Here is a 17,241-nt window from a genome sequence, read left to right on the forward strand (position 1 = left end):
TCGCCTGTTCCGCCGACGATCAGCGCCTTCATTGCACCAGCCGCTTGCGCAGCTCGGGATCGGGTATTGCGCACATGTCCGTGTTTCCGAACAGCGCGTAGCGGTTTCTCGCGATCCGCCGGTAGATCCAGTCCTGAAACGCCCGGGGCAGGGGGGCGAGCACCGTCAACAGGTGCCCCGGACCGCCGAGCAGGGCACCGACGCGGATCATCGCGTCAAGCGATGTGTAGCCCTTGCCTTCGTGCAGCAGGATCCATGTTTCCGGATCCGTCTGATCGATGTCGAAATGCATCAGCATGGCCTGCCCGAGCGGGCTCTGGATCGGGCAGATCGAAAAGCGTTCATCGGTATCCCGTCTGGCAATCCACCGTGCACCTCTGGAACAGAGCGCACAGTCGCCGTCCATGAAGACCACCGGGCCATGATCGTCGAACGCGGGCACATTCGGATCGGTGCGGTAGGCGTAGGCTGGTCTGGCGGAAAGACGCATGTCGCATGTCGTCCGGGGTTGCTTCAGCCTGCACACTCTAACCCGGGCCGGGTCCACGGCTTCCCGTCAGATTGACGCTGCGACCGATACGCCGTCCGACTGCAACGCACACGGAAAAAGGGCTCCGCCGCAGTCGCGATGGAGCCCCTGATCCGTGCAGGTCGAATGACGCCTGGCTAGAGCGTTTTTCGTTTTCATGGAATCACCATGAAATCGAAATAACGCAACTCGCACAGGTAGTTGCCATTCTTGAAAACAGTCTGAATGGTTCCATTCAGACTGTTTCCGCCCTAGCAGGACGGTTTCGGGAAACCTTCGAAGTCCTCGGTGCCGCGGACCTTCACCAGCGCGCGTCCGGCGGCGATCGTGACGAACTCCGGGGGCAGGGCATGGCGGCTCTTGATGATGCCGTAGGGGCCGCTGCCGGATTCGATCACATGGGCGGTCACGGCCTCGTCGTCGCCACGGATCTCGCCGACCAGGTCACCCAGCCGGATACCGTTCGGCGTGTAGGCCGGACGGGGATCTTCCAGCGCCACGGTGCACCCTGCTCCCGCCGTTGTCTGCGCATTGGCTGTGCCCGCCGCCGCCACGACCGCCGTTGCGATCGTCAGTGCCGCTACGCCTGTTGCCAGAAACCCGTTCATCTGTTTTCCCCTGTTCATGCCACGTGGTATCCCGGAATTGCGAATGACCGCCCGGGAATTCAAGTCGAAATCGCAGTCTGTTCATTAATCCGAGAGCGTTCCAGAGAAATCGACGGCGATTTTCACTCAAGCCCGGATCCGGATCAGGTTTCCCGAAGGCCGTCTGCGCCGCCGGGGCCGGTGCGTGCCAGCCGGTTGACCCGCCACCAGCCGAGGGCGGCCAGGGCGACGAAGATCACCAGCAGGCCGACGCTGAAGATGCCCCAGTTGGTCTCGACGGCCCGGGCAATGATGCCGCCGAAGAAATAGCCGCCGCCCACCAGCAGACCCGTCCAGAGTGCCGCCGATGCCGCGTTGACGGGTGAGAATATCCGCCAGGGCATCTCGCCGAGACCGACGGGCAGTGCGCCGATGGTCCGCATGCCCTTGGGGTAGCGATACAGGAAGATGTACCAGATGCCATAGTGGGCCATCAGGGCCTGGGCGCGATGCATCGCCTTTCGGGTGAAGGCGCGGCGGCCCATGACGCCGGCACCATGGCGGCGGGCCAGTGCGAACCGCATTTCATCGCCCAGATAACCGCCCGCGAACGTGGCGACCGCCACCGCCACCGGGTCCAGCGCGCCGGCGTAGGCCGCATAGCCGCCGAACAGCGGCAGCGCGCCGCTCTTCAGGGCGCAGTAGAAAAACAGAAGCGCATAGATCCAGGGGCCGTATTGCGACAGCAGGTCAAGAAAGGCTTCCATTCACCGGCTCCCCATCATGCTGTCTGCATGCCATGTCGATACATCGTTGAGAGCAACATGGTGCCCCCGTCAGCGGGAGCAAGGCAGAGACGGGTAAATCCGGTGCGCGCCCCCGTCGCCCGTCGGAGCGGGTGAGCTGAGCGAATTGGGCGAGATACGGGAAATCGTGGCGGACCCGGCAGGATTCGAACCTGCGACCTCTGCCTTCGGAGTTGGTTTAAGGACCCATCCGAATTGCACGATAGGGCGCGCCAGAGCACGATAACCACCTGGAATATATTGCTTTTCAGAAACGAAGCTCCGAAGTCTCTATCCGAGAATACGCCTTGATTTCCGTCCGCGTGCTTGCGTGGTGCTTACTCGAAATCGGGGCTTCCGAAGGACGGGAGCATGACCAAACTGACCAAACGGTTTGTAGAGGCAGTCGAGCCGCGGAGCAAAGGCCACGTTATCTGGGATGACGAGCTGCCAGGTTTCGGTCTTCGTGTCTATCCCTCAGGGAAGCGTAGCTACCTCATCCAGTATAGAGCAAAAGGTCGATCCCGGCGCTACACGATAGGAATCCATGGTGTGTGGACACCCGAAACGGCACGTCGTGAAGCAAAGGCATTGCTCGGCCAGATCGCTCAGGGAGAAGACCCCGCTGCCGAGCGTGAGGAGGAGCGCCGCGCCGTGACCGTTCGGGAGCTCTGCGAGCAGTACATCGCCGATATGGAGGCAGGCTTGGTTCTCGGAAAAGGCGGTCGTCCCAAGAAAGCGACCACCGTCGCGACAGACGTCGGTCGCATCCGCCGTCACATCATCCCCTTGCTCGGCACGCGGAGGATCAAGGACATCACCAAACCGGACATGAACAATTTGATGAAGGACATCATCGCCGGAAAGACGCGCGTCGTGATGAAGACGGAGAAGCTCCGCGGCAAAGCGATCGTGCGCGGCGGACGTGGCACTGCCATCCGCACCATAGGCCTCCTCGGCGGCATCTTCACTTACGCAATCGAAGCCGGGATCATCGACCAGAACCCGACCCACGGCCTAAAAAAGCCGCGATACAAGGTGCGCGATCGACGACTGAGTGAAGCGGAGTACCGGACGCTGGGTCGCATTCTTAAGGACGTGCAGCATGACAGCCACTTCGGCATACACACCGAGATCCTCCGTCTCATCGCCCTGACCGGCTGTAGGCGTGGCGAGATCATCAGTCTGCGGTGGAGCGAGGTCGATATCGAAGGCAGTTGCCTGCGTCTGAAAGACAGCAAGGAAGGCGCATCCGTGCGACCGGTCGGCCTTCCGGTCATCGACTATCTTGAGGCCGCCCGCCTGAAACGGGATGGCACCTATGTTTTCCCAGGCCAGGGCGAAGACAACGCCGTCGGAAACTTTCCGCAAAGCTGGAAGAAGCTCTTCGCGGACACGCCACTCTGGGATGTCACACCCCACGTTCTTCGGCACAGCTTCGCCAGCATCGCCAACGACCTCGGATTTACAGAGATCACCATCGCCGCGCTCATTGGTCATGCCAAAGGGTCGGTCACGAGCAAGTACGTTCACACACTGGATTCAACCTTGATCATGGCCGCCGATACGGTGTCGGGCTATGTGAAGGCGCTTCTTGAAGGGGTCGAGTTCAGACGAAATACGTACACGCTTGACCGGCAGACACGACGGACCGCTATCAATGACATGCTAAACGACGCGCGGCCGTGCACTTAGCCGACCCTATCAATCACCACCATTCGGATCGCTAACCGTCATATTTGGCAGCTAATCTCACGCTAAACGTCATATCTGACGGTTAGGGCCGCATCAGACAATGCCAGCTCAATTGCTTGCTAACCGCGAGCCGGTTGCGTCTAATCGTCATATGGAATGCTACAGGATCGATGAGAGCGGCTATACTGGTTTCGACCTGCTCAACGCTGACCAGCCCTTCCAAGGCGCAGCGGCCATAGCCATAAGCGACGACGATGCTGCACGACTAATCGGTGAACATTTCCCCAAACTGCAGGCGAGCGAGCTAAAGTACCGAGCTCTCTCCCGCCGCTCTGGCAATCGCCCCCGTTTGCTCGCGCTGTTGCGCGATCTGTTGGCTGACCACAAGAGCGTCACCTATGTCTGTGACAAACGGTTTTTGCTAATTCTGATGTTTTGCGATTACGCCGTCGAACCTTGGTATTACGAGCGAGGGCACGACTTCTACAAAGACGGTCAGAACTATGCCATGGCATCGCTGCTCGCGATTACCGGGCGTACGCTGCTAGGCGATCCACAATTCGACAAAATGCTCGCCGCCTTCCAGCATGCGGTCAAAGAAAAAGACGCTAGTGCCCTTCATGCCCTCATCGATGCCACTCGTGAGACAGCATGGCATCAGTTCCCTGAGGCACTTGGACCACTTGCCCAATATGCCGCTCCTGAATGCCTGTCGGCAGTAGCTAATCCGGGCGTTGACACAGACGCAGCGCTAATCGTGCTGCAATCACTGATCAGCCGGATGGAGGTGATGTCCGATGCGCCATACAGGGTCGAGCATGACCGCTCCAAGAACTTGGCGACATATAACTCACTCTTGCATCAGTTGATCGCCCATGAAGACGAGATCGAACTCAAACAGACAAAGATAGCTAGCTTCAAGTTTCCGCTAAAACTAACGGAGGTCCGTCAGGTTGATTCAAAAGCCAGTCCAGCTGTTCAAATCGCGGACGTGATGATTGGAGCTGCAATTGAGGCCGCTATGGTGATGACTGGCCATCGCAAGAACGGCATCGACCCCGATGGCCTGATGTCGTTGTACGCGGACAATCAATTTATCCATCTAACGCCGAGCCTCGACTTCGAGGAGCAGAAGGAGTTTCGTCGCGGCACGCAAGCATCTGAAGCAATCGATTACTTTGCTGCTAATTTCGTTGATCCTGCGCGGGGGCATCGTTGATCGCGACTGGATCCCGATCGAAAAAATTCTGAACCAAAGGTTTGCATGCATACACAAAGACGGTGTTCGTGAATCAACGCAATTGTTGCGGTTCCAGCGGGGGCCAATCAACTGAGTTGAAACTTTCCAATGCGCGTGCGCCATAGTCCGGCTCAACGGTCTCGGCCCAAGCGATCAAGCCACGGACGTGGTGAAAGATACCGGACACCGATGTCTTCCGTGAGGCAGCATGAACGGACGGTCCATACGACGCGGAGCCAAGATAATGCAGATGCATGCGGATGTTATCTTTGTATTCGCGCGGCAATCGCGGCCGCTCGGTATCTACCAACATGCCCAGAACAATTCGCCGCGTCCCTGGTCCGCGAATGACCGTTTTCCTGTGGTTGGGCCGAAACCCTGACTCATTGAGCTTCTCCAAAACCAAGCGCTTGAAGCGCCGGACGTGCTCAATGTCGTTTTCATCGCCGCACGAGAACGCCAAGTCATCGGCATACCTTGTGTAGGTCATCCCGTGTTCCTCAGCGAGCGCGCTCAAGATCTCGTCCGCCTTCAACATAGCCAGGTTGGCGAGCATCGGACTCGTCGGCGCGCCTTGGGGAAGCATTCCTTCATGCTCGCACTGGTAGTGCGGAATTGCCGGCCAACGGTCTGCTGGGTCAGGTCGCGGTCCGGGTCGTTCGCAGGCAACCGTCGTCAATCTTGCGAGTTCGAAGGAAAGGAGGCGCGGGAACCCCAAACCCTCGAAGACTGCGGCGACGCGCCCTTCCGATACAGTGTGAAAGAATTCTTCGAGATCGATCTTGAGCAACCAGGCGCATCCGCAATGTTCCGCCGCCGCTTCATAAGGCCGACAGTCGGGGTGGAACGCGAAACTGGCGGCATGTGGCCGCGTGAATTGGAGGATGTTGTCGACGATCCATCTCTGAAGACACATTAACGTCGCATTTGGAACGCTGATCATGCGAACGCGATTTCGGCCCGGAATACGTTTCTTGAGATAGAAGAATTTGTAAGGCCGATGCACGCGCCGCGCTACCAGATCTCGAAGATGCAGGAACGGAATATCGGTCAGATAGCTGAGGTGTCTGAGCGTCAGGACCGGCGTGATCCTGGAATCAACAGCGCGAATCCGCTCGAAGGTCGCCACCGCATTGTCGAGTACCGTCTCATCGACACCTTCGCGACGTCCCTGAGAGCGATAGCGTTGAGGGTTCGGCGTTGGCATCTACTTTGACCCACCCGGGTGGGTGGTACTGCGCGTCGCGGCCAAGACACCGCCAGACGTGACGTGCAGTATCGCGCAGCGTGAATACTCCGCTCCTCTTAACGAACGTCGGAAATCCGACGTTCCAGGCCCCCAAGGGACCCGTCGCTGCCGAAGCAGCGCATTTCTAGACCCCGTCACCGAGCCCTCAACTGGGTGGGATAGTAGAAGGGTTTGTTCGGCTTTGGAAGGACGGGGCTGCGCGCCCGGCGTCGTTTCAGCCGCCGAAGCTCGGATCGTCCGAGCGCAGACAATGTCAGCTTTCGCGTCGTCCAACGCGCGATTTCGGTGAAGTCGACGATTTCTCGGACCGTCTCAAGCTTTAGTCTGCTATGCGCCGATATCTGTGCGCGGGAGCGCGCGCCCGCCTCGATCGCCGCCAACACCAGCATCGTTTTGATCCATCGGCGACCACGCGAGTCGGACAGATAAGTCTGGGCATCGCGGATACGAAGCAACTGCTCAGCACGCGCAGCGAGTTCCTCACGGTTCGTGCTTGGAAATTCTCCTTTGGCTGCGATGGTGCTTCGCCGCTGGAATAGCGGTTCCCATTTGCCCCATCCGCTATGTAGGATGGGCGGAGCATTGTTCGGCACGCCATGCTCGAACGCAATCAGCGCTCCCGCCCAACCATAACCAAGGGGCCGGTTGTGATTAGGAGGATAAGTCCGGCACAATTGCCTCACAGCGTCGCGCGTCGGCTTGCGGAACGCGGTGTCGATCGTCGGACATCCCGTCACCGTCAGCACCTTGGGCCGCAAGCGGTTTGATCGTACGTGGCGCAAACCTTCCTCGGTGCCCGAATACGCGACGACGTAGAAATCGATCAGGTGATAGGAGCGCCAACTTCGAACGGAGGCAACAGCACGAAATGCCTCGAGCATCTCCCAGACCCGCTGCCCTGATCCGATGAAATCAGCAACGATAACAATCGGGCCGGCTTTGCGCCCGCGCAGGAAGTCCGGACCCGGATGGTTGAGCATCTGTCGGCCATGCTGGCGACAGTAGTTTGTGATGAGATTCGCGATCAGGCCTTCGCTTCCGACCTCGGGGCGATTGGGATCGAAGGGAATTGGTGCCGGGCCTTTGCCGACCGCGCGACCGTCCCGGGCACCAGGGAAGATGGGCAAGACTTGGTTCTTGTCCCACTCCACTTCGCGTTCTGCGTAGAAGGCGAGCGGTCCCTTGTTTCCATGCTCAGCTTGGATTTTGTCAAAAATCCGTTTGATGCCGTTTGCCAACTCGCCCGCGCTGACGAGGAGCACCTCGTCAATGAGGCTGGCGGCTATCTCTCGATCCGTTCCTGAAAAGCGGTCCAACCAGCGTTCCGCAATATCGCTTTCAGAGAATCTCGACACCTATCCACCCATCATCGTTCACAGCTCGCACCTTAGCGGATCTTTCGGCAATGTGATAGAACCTCTGCAGTTTCGGGTTTTATGCAAGGATTCGTCACATGGCTTCGCGGCCTCTCGACATGGCCGGAATCAGTTTGAGCTCCTATCAGTCATGTGATAAAACCTCTGCACTTATCGATGAAAGCAGAGTAAATGTCACTCTCGCCCAAGACCCAACGCGAAACCGCCTGCGCCCTCCTGGGTGAAAAGGGCCTTGTCCGCATGCGTGAATTCCGCGACGCAGGCATTGGGGCCGAGACCGTTGCGCGCCTGGTCCGAGATGGCGCAGTCGAGCGCATTGCACGCGGTCTCTATCAGCTTTCTGGCGCCATGCCCGATCCGCAGCACAACTTCGCGGAAGCCTCGGCTCTGGTGCCCAAAGGCGTGATCTGCCTGACCTCAGCGCTGCAATTCCATGAGATGACCCTGCAGATGCCGTCCGCGGTATGGATGGCCATCGACCGAACCGGCTGGAAGCCAAAGGTCGACTATCCTCCTATCCGTTTCGTGCGATTTGGAACCAAGGCCATGTCGGAAGGCGTTAAACGCCATCAGATCGATGGGGTTGCGGTCCCGATATTCGAGCCCGCCAAGACGATTGTCGACTGCTTCCGATACCGCAACAAGATTGGTCTCGACATCGCACTCGAGAGTCTTCGGGAAGGGCTCCGGGCCAAACGCGTGACGCCAGACCAGCTCTGGAAGTTCGCGCGATCCGCTCGTGTCTGGACGGTCATGCGTCCCTATGTCGAAGCCACGGTGGCCGATGGCGCGTGAAGTCAACAATATTGGCGCATCGGTGCGCGCTCGTTTGCTCGCCCGCGCGCGTGCCGAACACCAGGACTTCCAGATCTTATTGACGCGCTATGCGCTGGAGCGGCTCCTCTATCGCCTCAGCGTCTCGGACAAGCGAGACGATTTCATCTTGAAGGGCGCTATGCTCTTTGCCGTTTGGCGCGATGATCCGTTCCGTCCTACGCGCGATTTGGATCTGCTCGGTCGCGGTGATTCTGCGCCGACTGAAATAGCCGCCAGCATACGGACCATCTGCGCCACCGCTGTACCCGAAGACGGCGTGGTCTTCGATGTAGACGCTATCCGAGCCACACCGATAAGGGACGAGGCCGAGTATGGCGGTGTGCGCGTCAAAACCAACGCCGTCATCGCCGGTGCGCGTGTGCCGATCCAGATCGATGTCGGTTTTGGCGACGCGGTCACGCCAAGCGCGATAGAAATTGAATATCCCGCCCTACTTGACCAGCCGTCGCCGGTCTTGCGCGCCTATCCGCCCGAAACCGTCGTCGCCGAGAAAACCGAAGCCATTGTGTCCCTTGGCATCGGCAACAGTCGGATGAAGGACTTCTACGATCTTTGGATGATCGCTCAAACATTTGAATTTGATGCGGCGTCGCTCGCGTCCGCCTTTCAGAAGACCTTTGAGCGACGCAAAACGCCTTGGCCGGATGAAACCCCAGTTGGGCTTAGTGATGACTTTGCTGGTGAGAAACAAAAGCAATGGCAGGCGTTTGTGACACGCGACCGCCTGGGCGCGGTGCCTGCTTCGCTCATTGCTGTGATTGGTAATTTGCGAGCATTTCTGGACCCTGTACTGGCCAAAGAGCCGGTGCAGTCCTGGCAGCGTGGCGGACCTTGGACGGTCGCGGGCGGTGACACTTGACCGCTTCATCGAAATCCAAAGAGGCGGATGCCGAACCGCGCGAAGCCATCTTCATCAGTCATGCCGCCCCTGAAGACAATGCATTCACGATCTGGCTGGGCGCCAAGCTTTCAGCCCTGGGCTATGAAGTCTGGGCGGATGTTCTGCGACTTAAAGGCGGCGACGATTGGCAACGCAAACTCGAACACGCACTGCGCCATCGCGCTTGCAAGATGCTGCTGGTCGCCAATCCAAATGCCGTCCAAAAACAGGGCGTTCGTAATGAAATCCAGATCGCATCCGACGTTGCGCGAAAGCTCCAAGACAACGCCTTCATCATTCCCCTGAGAATGGAGCCCTTCGAAGCCCCATTCCTCATTGCCCATGCCCAGTACATTGACTTCACGAAGGGCTGGGCGCGCGGCCTCTCGGAGCTTCTGGAAACCCTGCAAGAAACCTATCACGTTCCACAAAACACAAGAGATGGCGAGGCGATCTGGCGCGACATTCAGCTCCTCCACGCCAAGACGCTCACCCGTCAACCCGAGCGTCTGATCTCCAATTGGCTGTCGATTGATGGTTTGCCGGACAAGATCCGCTACTCTGAATTCAGAGGGCAGATATCCGAGCGCCGTGCACAGGCCGCCATGAAGGATGCGCCATGGCCGCTCAAACCTTTTCGGCGCGGCTTTCTTTCGTTCGCACGCATCCACGACCTGCAGGACCATTTTGGCGGCAACCTTCCACTTGACTCGAAGGGTGAGCGCCGTGTCGCCGGCTTTCTTGAGACGGGATGGGACAAGATCGGCATCGAGCGCATCGATGCGCGCAACCAGTTCAGCGATCTCACCAGACAGGCCTTGGAAACGCTGTTCACAGAGCGAGGTCTTCGTTCCTACGCTATGTCTGGGACACAGCTCGCCTGGTGGGCGCCGCTCGACGTTGCGCCGACCAACAAAATCAGTTTCCGCTGGGATGATATCTCAGGGCTCCGCCAAATTCAGGGCAGATCGGAAAAGCGCCAGATGAACTGGCATTTCGGCGTCAGTGCCGCCGCGCGATCGGCGCCTTTGCGCCACGTTCGGGTCGTCAGCCGGCTGATTTTCACAGAGGATGGCCAGAAACCTTTCGACGATCCAGCAAAGATGCATCGCCTTCGTCGATCCTTCGCGAAGACCTGGCGCAATGCTCGCTGGCGCGACATGTTGCTCGCGTTTCTGCATTGGCTCGCTGACGGAAAAAATGCGCTAGCTGTGCCGGTCAGCTCCGAAGAAGACTTGGTCCTGGGGTTGCCGCCGATCACGTGGCAAGTGCCTGTAAGTCTTCCAGTCGCAGAGGAAGACCCCGAACGTGACGAGGATGACCCGAGCGACAACGAGGAGCCGGAGGACTTCGACGCGCCGAACGAACATGATCGGGGCGAGGATGGCGACGATGAAGACTAAGAAATATCGCTTCACGCCGAGCATGCTGCACCTGCCGGAACCGCCACTGGAGTTCCATCACGGCCAACAGCTCGTCTATCCTCGCGACGGTCTGTTCCTCTACGGCCCGGTCGGCGATTCCTCGCAACTACCTTCGATCCGTTATGGTGTCATCGGTACAAAAGATGGCGTCACGCGTTTCAAAAAATGGGCGGCGTCGATGGCGGGCTTCATCGACATCCCTGAGCCCGGACCACGCTCTCGCGCGGTCGAACCGCAACATGTCCCGTTTCCCGGTTTCGCCGCCGCCTTCAATGCTGATTGGCCCATCGAGCCGCCATGTCTGATCGACTCGCTTGATCCAGACGAGATTGACGAAACGCTGCGTATCGCAAATCGGCATGAGGCGGTTCGCAAAACGGTCGACATGTTCGTTTCGCGCCTCGTCGCCGAAAACAACCGCCTCGAAAACGCGCCCCAATTCTGGTTCGTCGTGATACCTGAGAAGGTCTACGAACTTGGCCGCCCGAAATCGACCGTCAGGCGCGACGAACGCGTTTCTGGCGAAGTCACCCTCACGCAGCGCAAAGCGAGAGACTTGCAGCGCCAACCGACCTTATTTGGCGACGATGAGCGCGAAGCCGAAGTCTATCAGTACGCCACGCATTTCCGGCGCCAACTGAAAGCACGCTTGCTCAAAGAGCGCATCGTGACCCAGATCGTCCGGGAAACCACCCTCGCTCCCGGCGACTTTCGCCACGAAAGCGGAATGCCGATCCGACGGGTCGAAGATCCGGCAACAATCGCATGGAAACTCGGAACCGGCGCTTACTACAAGGCGGGCGGAAAGCCCTGGCAACTGGCCAATGTCCGCCCCGGCGTTTGCTATGTCGGGCTGGTCTACAAGCGCAGCGAGTTGACGAGCGACAAAAAGCACGCCTGTTGCGCGGCCCAAATGTTCCTCTCCGACGGCGAGGGGGTTGTCTTTCGCGGCGCCCTCGGGCCGTGGTTTCAAACGGACACAAAACAGTTTCATCTTGATGAGGCGGCTGCGAGGAACCTCATCGAAATGGTGGTCGGAGAATATACGCGCCTCCATGATGGCCCGCCAACCGAACTCTTCATTCATGCCAAATCCGCCTTTACGGATGATGAGTGGAAGGGCTTCTCTTCGGCATGCAGCCAAGACACGAATGTCGTTGGCGTACAGATCGCTGACTCGCGTGACGACCTAAAGCTCTATCGCCCGGGCGAGTATCCGGTGATCCGAGGGACGGCGTTACAGATTGGCGAACGCCATGCCCTTTTGTGGACGTCGGGCTACGTTCCGCGCCTCGACACATACATGGGACCGGAGACGCCAAACCCGATATCGGTTCGTGTCTTGCGCGGTGATTGCGATCTGGAAACCGTTTTAAGCGACGTTCTCGGCCTTACGAAAATCAACTTCAACTCATGCCTTCACAACGACCGGCTTCCCGTGACAATCCGCTTCGCCAATGCTGTGGGCGATGTGCTCATCTCAGCACCAATGGAAGGTGAGCCGAAGCTTCCCTTCAAATATTATATCTGACTAAGAGGATTCTGGCGTCGCCCTACGGGCCGGACTGTCGGCAAAGCGGAAGCCCCTTCTGGTCTTCCCCCTGACGGGCATCCATCGCTGACGCGGGTCTAGATCAAACGTCGTTGAGTTGCCAATCCCAAAGATCAGCTAACGAGTTCGCGCAGGTTCTCCGAGATCAGTGCGTCAATCTCGTTTTGGCCCATCTGGAACAGTATGGCCAATCCGTCCCGTGCCGGTTTTACATCGGCCGGACCAACGCCGCCCGGCGCATTATCCGTAAAGGGGCCGTCCGTCTCAGTTAGGATACGCTCCTTCGGGAGCGTCCGTACTAGCGCTGCCGACCTCTCATTCCGCAACATCGCTGCATTGATCGAAAAATAGCATCCCATATCGGCGGCGCGCCGAGCCTCGGACGCAGATCCAGTGAACCAGTGCAACACTACGCGCCCCCTCCCGACCGGCAACCGAGCATCGATCGTGTCGAGGACAACTTTCGTGCAGCGAACGCTATGGACGGATAGGACCTTGTCACCGGTGGCGGCGCACGCGCTCAATATCTCGGCAAACACGACCTTCTGCTGTTCGAATGAGGCGTAAAACTGTCGTCCGGCATCCAAGCCGACTTCTCCCACATATCGCGTCGATGGGAGATACTCTTTCCAAATCGAGAGCTCTTGCGCGCGCTCTGCAACGAGTTGAGGATGCAAACCGAGTGCGGCCCTCACATATTTCGTTCGATCCGCCAATTCCTTGTTGCGCGGGAAGGCCTTCGGCGTCGTCGTCACCGTCAGCGTGAACACGCGCTCCCGCTCGCGCTGCGCGACCGCTGCGGCGTGATCGGGGTAGAGGTCGAGGTGGCAATGGAAATCGACCAATCGTGCGGTTTTGCGGTCGGTCATGAGGGTGCCGTCTTCACACCATCCAGTATCTCGCCGACCTCCTCCAATCCCCGCCGATAGACGTCCGCAAAGGCATCGATCCTATCGGGATGGTCGGACAGGGGCCCGGGTTTGTGGATCAGCATCCGAGCGAGGCCGGGACGGATCGCCAATCGGCGGATCGCCAGTTGGAAGGATCGCACCTGCTGTCCTTCCGCCTGACGCGTGTCCAGAGTGTGGGCCGCTAGATCCGGGACGCCGTACTCTGTCGGATCGTTCTCGGCCAGCGATGCGCGCCGGATCAGGCAGGGAAGGCAGTACCCGCAATGTCCTTGCGGTTCTCCCTTCCATCGTGCCTTCGCGGGAGACGAACAGGACAGCGAATGTCCGACTGCTTCTTCCAAGACATCACGGTTGGTGCACTCGTCCACCATCTCGCCTTTGGTCTTGTCCCAATAGGGATTGACCAGTTCGCCATCGATCCCGAGCGCACCCAAGAGTTCGTTCCAACGCGCCATATAGAAGGGATGCGTTGTGCGCGTGCTCAACGCGCCGAGCCGGAGCCTGTCGAGCGGCACGTTCAAGGCGATGAGGCCGTTCTCGGGTACGCGCAAGACGAATTCCTTGCCAAGACCGGTGCCTGCCGCCACGCCCAGAGAGAAGAATAAGAACGATCGCCCGCGCGTGGTGCTTTCGGACTCGACACCGTCAATTAGCCCGTCCCCGAACGTCATCCAAATACGCAGTCGATCGAATGCTGCGTCCGGATATGCCGTCTTCAAGACCTCAAAACACTCTTCCTGAGACTTGCTGACCGCGCCTTCACCGGCATGGCTCACCAGCAAAGGCGCGCCACCCGCTTCCAGGGTGTCGATTGCGCCAATCAAACTGTCGAGGCCGCCGGAGAATAGATTGATCGCGTCGAACGCCACCGGGAGCAACGGTTTCGGTCGTGGCTTCGCGAGCGTTGCCTGCGCCTCAGGTCGTGCCCTGAAACCGATTTGCCAGCGATCGCCCGTCAGGAAGTCGAGCGCGCGCTTCACGATACTCGCCGACCGGGTCCAGAGCTTCGGATCGCTGACTGGCACGACCAACCTGATCTCACGCGACCAACCATCTTGCGACTCCGTGCTCCGCGCGAGGCGCGTGTCGGCGGCATGAATATGAGCGGCCAGCACCATTAGATCGACCGCGACCTCGCTCGGTCCGAGGTTCAATTTCTCCATGTCTGATAGGGCGTAGCCGATCCCGTGTCCGAGACGGTCGCCGACCAAGAGGTCGAGTTCCGATACGATCTCATCGCTGGCCGCCGGGATGCCGACGTCGTCCTCCGACCCGAAGTGTCCGATCAATAGGTGCCGTCTCATGCCTCGGCCTCGCTTTCTCCGAGCGCCTCGAGCATCGCGAAGGCCGCCTCATATACGTCGTCGACGAAGCCAGAAACCTGATCCTGCGAGAGAGCGCCGATATCGATCCCCGACGCGTTCACCGAGTCGCTCACCCCGCGTTGGATGAACTCGGACAATTGCGCTTCAATCCGTTCGACCGTCCGGGCATCCGACGGCATCGTAACGACGCGCGTGCCGATGTCGTTGCAAATCCGCGCCTCAATGGTGTGTGAGGCGTAGAGTTCGAATACCGTCTGAATCTGGTCCGATGTTAGCCCATCGATATCCGTAATCCCGGCTTCCGCGAGATCGGCGATGGTCTCGATAAACGCGTCGCGCGCAATTCCTTCGTCGATCGATCCGCCATCGGGACAGATATAGTCCGCGAGCCCGGCGAACACTTCTTCCACCGGCCTTCCGGCAAGACCTTCGAGGTTGAGCGAGCGCAGCGCCTCGCGGACGCCGTTCGCGCGAGCATCGCCTAAGAAACTGACGAGGCCTGACGCTGTGCTGCGGGACGATCCCATCCGCCGCGCGGCGGACCCGGCGCCGCCTGATGATCGCGATACATATTGTGACACCGCCCGGCCGAGGCTGCGTCGGTCGCTCCCACCCGAACCTGCAAATCGTGTGAAATTGCTACGCGCCGACCGAAATCGATCACCGGTCGGGGCCGGAACCACCGGCTGCCGATCCGCGGGCGCGGCGGGCGGCGCTTCGGGAGCGGCTCCGGGCGCGCCGCCGTCATCGCCATCAACTGGCGCGCCATCACCACCGACCCCACCATCGCCGTTGCCGTCAAGCCAACTCGGAACTAGCGGTGTGCCGCCCGACGCCCCTCCGAATGCATTCGACGTCCCCATCAGCGCGCCCTCTTGCTTGTGCGCGTCGCCGTGCTGGCGGCTGCCTTAAGTGTCGGCGACCCGCTTTCAGCCCAGCCCTTCAAGAGACTGTCGAGCCGGGCGACGAACTCGCCGCCCTTGATTACGCCGGTCCAGCCCGAAGCAACCCAGGGGCCACAGCGATCCGCCGGCAGGCTCTCAAGCATGTCGAGTAGGTTCGTCTGCAGGAGGTCATGCGCACGCACCAACACCGTCATTCCGGCGACACCCGCGGGCTCCGTATCGAAGGAATCCCCGCCCATGATCCGACCGCGTATTTCCTCGAAGACCTGGCCGGCTTCGGCAGGCGCCAATTGCCGGAGTTCGGCTTCGTAGGTTTGCACCGCCAATTTCGAGCCCATCAGTTTCTCGACCACAGCGCTCAACCGGCCGAGCACCGATGCTGCTCCGAAATAGTCTTTCCGATCCTTCGCTACGAACAGATAGGGACGCAGATCCTCCTCGCCGATCTTGGGCGACAGCTTCGCCCACGACCGGATGGCATCCGATCCCTTCCATTCGGTGAGCATCGCGCTGTCGGGGTCCGGTTCAAGCTTCTTCCGCGGCCCCTCGAGGTTCGAGACTTTCGGGCCTTTCTTGATGGGCTTCTTCGGTTTCTCGGCGGGGGCGTCATCCGCCTCCAACAATGCGAGATCCTCGCACCGACCGTGCTCGTGCTTCGCCGCAGCGCCGGCGATCTGATCGAACAGGCGCGACATGAATCGCTCCGCTAACATGAGCTTCGCCAGCACCGGCAGCCTCACATCGGGGCCGAACCCGCGCGCCTGGGCGGTCTGGTTGCGGAGCAGCAATGTGTTAAGGAACCGCTTGATCTGTCGCGGATTGCCTTGCGTCCCGCTGGCAAGGATCGGTCCAATCTGATCGCTCAGCGTCAGCGCGGCGGATACTCTTTCATCGTGAGCTCCCAGCGTTTCCTTGACCGTCGCGGCATCGAGGCTTCCGGCCTGCCACGGCCGTTTCAGCTTCTCGCGCGCGGCCGCGATAAGCTTCACATATCCCTCATGATCTTCGCCGAGCTCAGCGCCGATCAACAATAGCGTCACATAGATGCGCGTCTCGGTCTCGCCCAAAGTCGGTATCCGGAACGGCACCTGGATCAGCTTCTCGAGATAATTACGCGCATAGTCTCGCGGTCCGGTCGTATCGGGCAATTCGGGGAAATGCTTTCGCACGGAATACTCGATCATCGCCTCGTCGGCCGCGACAATGAACGCCGTGCGGTCGGTGAAAACGAACAATCGGACTGCCTCTAACGTCTCGATCGCGATATCCGGCAAACACCGATCGAGGTCGTCGATCAGGACAACGAGCTGTTTTACACCTGCTTTATCGAGCAGATCATCGAAGGCTTTCCGGAACGCGCCGATCTCCTCCGGCAAGCGCTTCGACTCGTCGGGCTTCAGCAAACTCTGAACACCGTCGAGGGCAGCGTCATAGTTCTCCTTGGTGGCAAGCTCAGCGGGATCATCGAGCAAGCCTTTCACACTCCCGACGGCGGCGCGTATCTGGTCGGGCGTCGGGATTCCGGACAAGGCCGTGAAGGCGAGGCCGCCACCATGCCGCGCGACCTTGAGCCAGTCGATCCGTTTGAAGATATTCTTGACTGCCTCGCCGGCTTCGGTGGCCAATGAACGCTGCTCGATTAACTCCGTGACGATTCCCTCGATGAGCGCGATCTTTGCGTCCTCGAAGCCTTGGAAGCGCCATCCATTGAATTTGATGCAAAGAACATCATCGCTATCTCGCAATGCGTCATCGATCATCTCCAAGACGCTCGATTTGCCCGCGCCCCAATCGCCGTGCACGCCTATCGTGACGGCCTCTTCGGGCCGTTTCGCGAGCAGGTCGATAATCGTCTTGGCGATGGCCTCGTTGTTGAGGAGATCGACCTTCGTTTCGTTGTCGGTTAATATCAAACGGAGGCACCTTTCTTTGAAACGAAGACAATC

At 59.4% G+C, this 17,241-nt stretch carries 15 protein-coding genes; 6 read left to right on the forward strand and 9 right to left on the reverse strand.

The annotated features are described in order from the left end of the window. Positions 1–28 precede the first annotated feature (28 nt). From ACN0X7_RS02185 to ACN0X7_RS02195, 3 genes are all read right to left on the reverse strand, one after another. The gene (locus ACN0X7_RS02185; protein ID WP_417513627.1) at positions 29–490 is read right to left on the reverse strand and encodes a thiol-disulfide oxidoreductase DCC family protein; all 462 of its coding nucleotides are present in this window, start codon (positions 488–490) and stop codon (positions 29–31) included. A gap of 290 nt (positions 491–780) precedes the next feature. Next, positions 781–1,155: a hypothetical protein gene (locus tag ACN0X7_RS02190; protein WP_417513629.1), complete on the reverse strand. Its 375-nt coding sequence runs from the start codon at positions 1,153–1,155 to the stop codon at positions 781–783. A gap of 125 nt (positions 1,156–1,280) precedes the next feature. Continuing rightward, a complete protein-coding gene (locus ACN0X7_RS02195) occupies positions 1,281–1,883 on the reverse strand; it encodes a DedA family protein (protein ID WP_417513631.1) in 603 nt (200 codons plus the stop codon). 390 nt (positions 1,884–2,273) lie between these two features. Between ACN0X7_RS02195 and ACN0X7_RS02200 the strand changes: the two genes are divergently transcribed. Then, complete coding sequence (locus tag ACN0X7_RS02200; protein WP_417513633.1) at positions 2,274–3,596, forward strand: tyrosine-type recombinase/integrase; 1,323 nt, start codon at positions 2,274–2,276, stop codon at positions 3,594–3,596. Positions 3,597–3,747: 151 nt separating this feature from the next. Next, positions 3,748–4,815 (forward strand): hypothetical protein, encoded by a 1,068-nt coding sequence (locus ACN0X7_RS02205; protein WP_417513717.1) that lies wholly within the window; start codon positions 3,748–3,750, stop codon positions 4,813–4,815. A gap of 73 nt (positions 4,816–4,888) precedes the next feature. On the opposite strand, the gene ACN0X7_RS02210 is transcribed toward ACN0X7_RS02205, so the two are convergent. Beyond that, complete coding sequence (locus ACN0X7_RS02210; RefSeq protein ID WP_417513635.1) at positions 4,889–6,043, reverse strand: reverse transcriptase family protein; 1,155 nt, start codon at positions 6,041–6,043, stop codon at positions 4,889–4,891. Positions 6,044–6,219: 176 nt separating this feature from the next. Beyond that, on the reverse strand, positions 6,220–7,440 hold the full coding sequence (locus tag ACN0X7_RS02215) for a hypothetical protein (protein ID WP_417513637.1): 1,221 nt from the start codon (positions 7,438–7,440) through the stop codon (positions 6,220–6,222). A gap of 192 nt (positions 7,441–7,632) precedes the next feature. Here ACN0X7_RS02215 and ACN0X7_RS02220 point away from each other — a divergent pair, with 192 nt between their 5' ends. From ACN0X7_RS02220 to ACN0X7_RS02235, 4 genes are read left to right on the forward strand one after another with little or no spacing between them, the layout of a single operon-like run. Then, entirely contained in the window at positions 7,633–8,256 is a 624-nt protein-coding gene (locus tag ACN0X7_RS02220; RefSeq protein WP_417513639.1) for a type IV toxin-antitoxin system AbiEi family antitoxin domain-containing protein, read from the forward strand. Next, entirely contained in the window at positions 8,246–9,157 is a 912-nt protein-coding gene (locus ACN0X7_RS02225; RefSeq protein ID WP_417513641.1) for a nucleotidyl transferase AbiEii/AbiGii toxin family protein, read from the forward strand. Before ACN0X7_RS02220 ends, ACN0X7_RS02225 begins: the two co-directional genes overlap by 11 nt. Then, positions 9,154–10,581, forward strand: a complete 1,428-nt coding sequence (locus ACN0X7_RS02230; RefSeq protein ID WP_417513643.1) for a toll/interleukin-1 receptor domain-containing protein — start codon at positions 9,154–9,156, stop codon at positions 10,579–10,581. The genes ACN0X7_RS02225 and ACN0X7_RS02230 overlap by 4 nt, the downstream gene beginning before the upstream one ends. Further along, positions 10,571–12,133, forward strand: coding sequence for an argonaute/piwi family protein (locus ACN0X7_RS02235; RefSeq protein WP_417513645.1), 1,563 nt, complete (start codon positions 10,571–10,573; stop codon positions 12,131–12,133). Before ACN0X7_RS02230 ends, ACN0X7_RS02235 begins: the two co-directional genes overlap by 11 nt. A 134-nt stretch (positions 12,134–12,267) precedes the next feature. On the opposite strand, the gene qatD is transcribed toward ACN0X7_RS02235, so the two are convergent. From qatD to qatA, 4 genes are read right to left on the reverse strand one after another with little or no spacing between them, the layout of a single operon-like run. Beyond that, complete coding sequence (gene qatD / locus ACN0X7_RS02240; RefSeq protein ID WP_417513647.1) at positions 12,268–13,023, reverse strand: Qat anti-phage system TatD family nuclease QatD; 756 nt, start codon at positions 13,021–13,023, stop codon at positions 12,268–12,270. Next, entirely contained in the window at positions 13,020–14,369 is a 1,350-nt protein-coding gene (gene qatC, locus ACN0X7_RS02245; protein WP_417513649.1) for a Qat anti-phage system QueC-like protein QatC, read from the reverse strand. The genes qatD and qatC overlap by 4 nt, the downstream gene beginning before the upstream one ends. Then, a complete protein-coding gene (qatB, locus tag ACN0X7_RS02250) occupies positions 14,366–15,253 on the reverse strand; it encodes a Qat anti-phage system associated protein QatB (RefSeq protein WP_417513651.1) in 888 nt (295 codons plus the stop codon). The genes qatC and qatB overlap by 4 nt, the downstream gene beginning before the upstream one ends. Next, positions 15,253–17,208, reverse strand: coding sequence for a Qat anti-phage system ATPase QatA (gene qatA / locus ACN0X7_RS02255; RefSeq protein WP_417513653.1), 1,956 nt, complete (start codon positions 17,206–17,208; stop codon positions 15,253–15,255). The genes qatB and qatA overlap by 1 nt, the downstream gene beginning before the upstream one ends. Positions 17,209–17,241 lie beyond the last annotated feature (33 nt).

Origin of the sequence: Minwuia sp., from assembly GCF_048263705.1 — a bacterium.
In the GTDB taxonomy this organism is placed as follows: domain Bacteria; phylum Pseudomonadota; class Alphaproteobacteria; order Minwuiales; family Minwuiaceae; genus Minwuia.

Coding starts and splice junctions, on each gene's coding strand:
- ACN0X7_RS02210 (WP_417513635.1), bottom strand. CDS start 6,043: ATGCCAACGCCGAACCCTCAACGCTATCGCTCTCAGGGACGTCGCGAA.
- ACN0X7_RS02200 (WP_417513633.1), top strand. CDS start 2,274: ATGACCAAACTGACCAAACGGTTTGTAGAGGCAGTCGAGCCGCGGAGC.
- ACN0X7_RS02190 (WP_417513629.1), bottom strand. CDS start 1,155: ATGAACAGGGGAAAACAGATGAACGGGTTTCTGGCAACAGGCGTAGCG.
- qatB (WP_417513651.1), bottom strand. CDS start 15,253: ATGGGGACGTCGAATGCATTCGGAGGGGCGTCGGGCGGCACACCGCTA.
- qatD (WP_417513647.1), bottom strand. CDS start 13,023: ATGACCGACCGCAAAACCGCACGATTGGTCGATTTCCATTGCCACCTC.
- ACN0X7_RS02205 (WP_417513717.1), top strand. CDS start 3,748: ATGGAATGCTACAGGATCGATGAGAGCGGCTATACTGGTTTCGACCTG.
- ACN0X7_RS02225 (WP_417513641.1), top strand. CDS start 8,246: ATGGCGCGTGAAGTCAACAATATTGGCGCATCGGTGCGCGCTCGTTTG.
- ACN0X7_RS02195 (WP_417513631.1), bottom strand. CDS start 1,883: ATGGAAGCCTTTCTTGACCTGCTGTCGCAATACGGCCCCTGGATCTAT.
- qatC (WP_417513649.1), bottom strand. CDS start 14,369: ATGAGACGGCACCTATTGATCGGACACTTCGGGTCGGAGGACGACGTC.
- ACN0X7_RS02235 (WP_417513645.1), top strand. CDS start 10,571: ATGAAGACTAAGAAATATCGCTTCACGCCGAGCATGCTGCACCTGCCG.
- ACN0X7_RS02185 (WP_417513627.1), bottom strand. CDS start 490: ATGCGTCTTTCCGCCAGACCAGCCTACGCCTACCGCACCGATCCGAAT.
- ACN0X7_RS02220 (WP_417513639.1), top strand. CDS start 7,633: ATGTCACTCTCGCCCAAGACCCAACGCGAAACCGCCTGCGCCCTCCTG.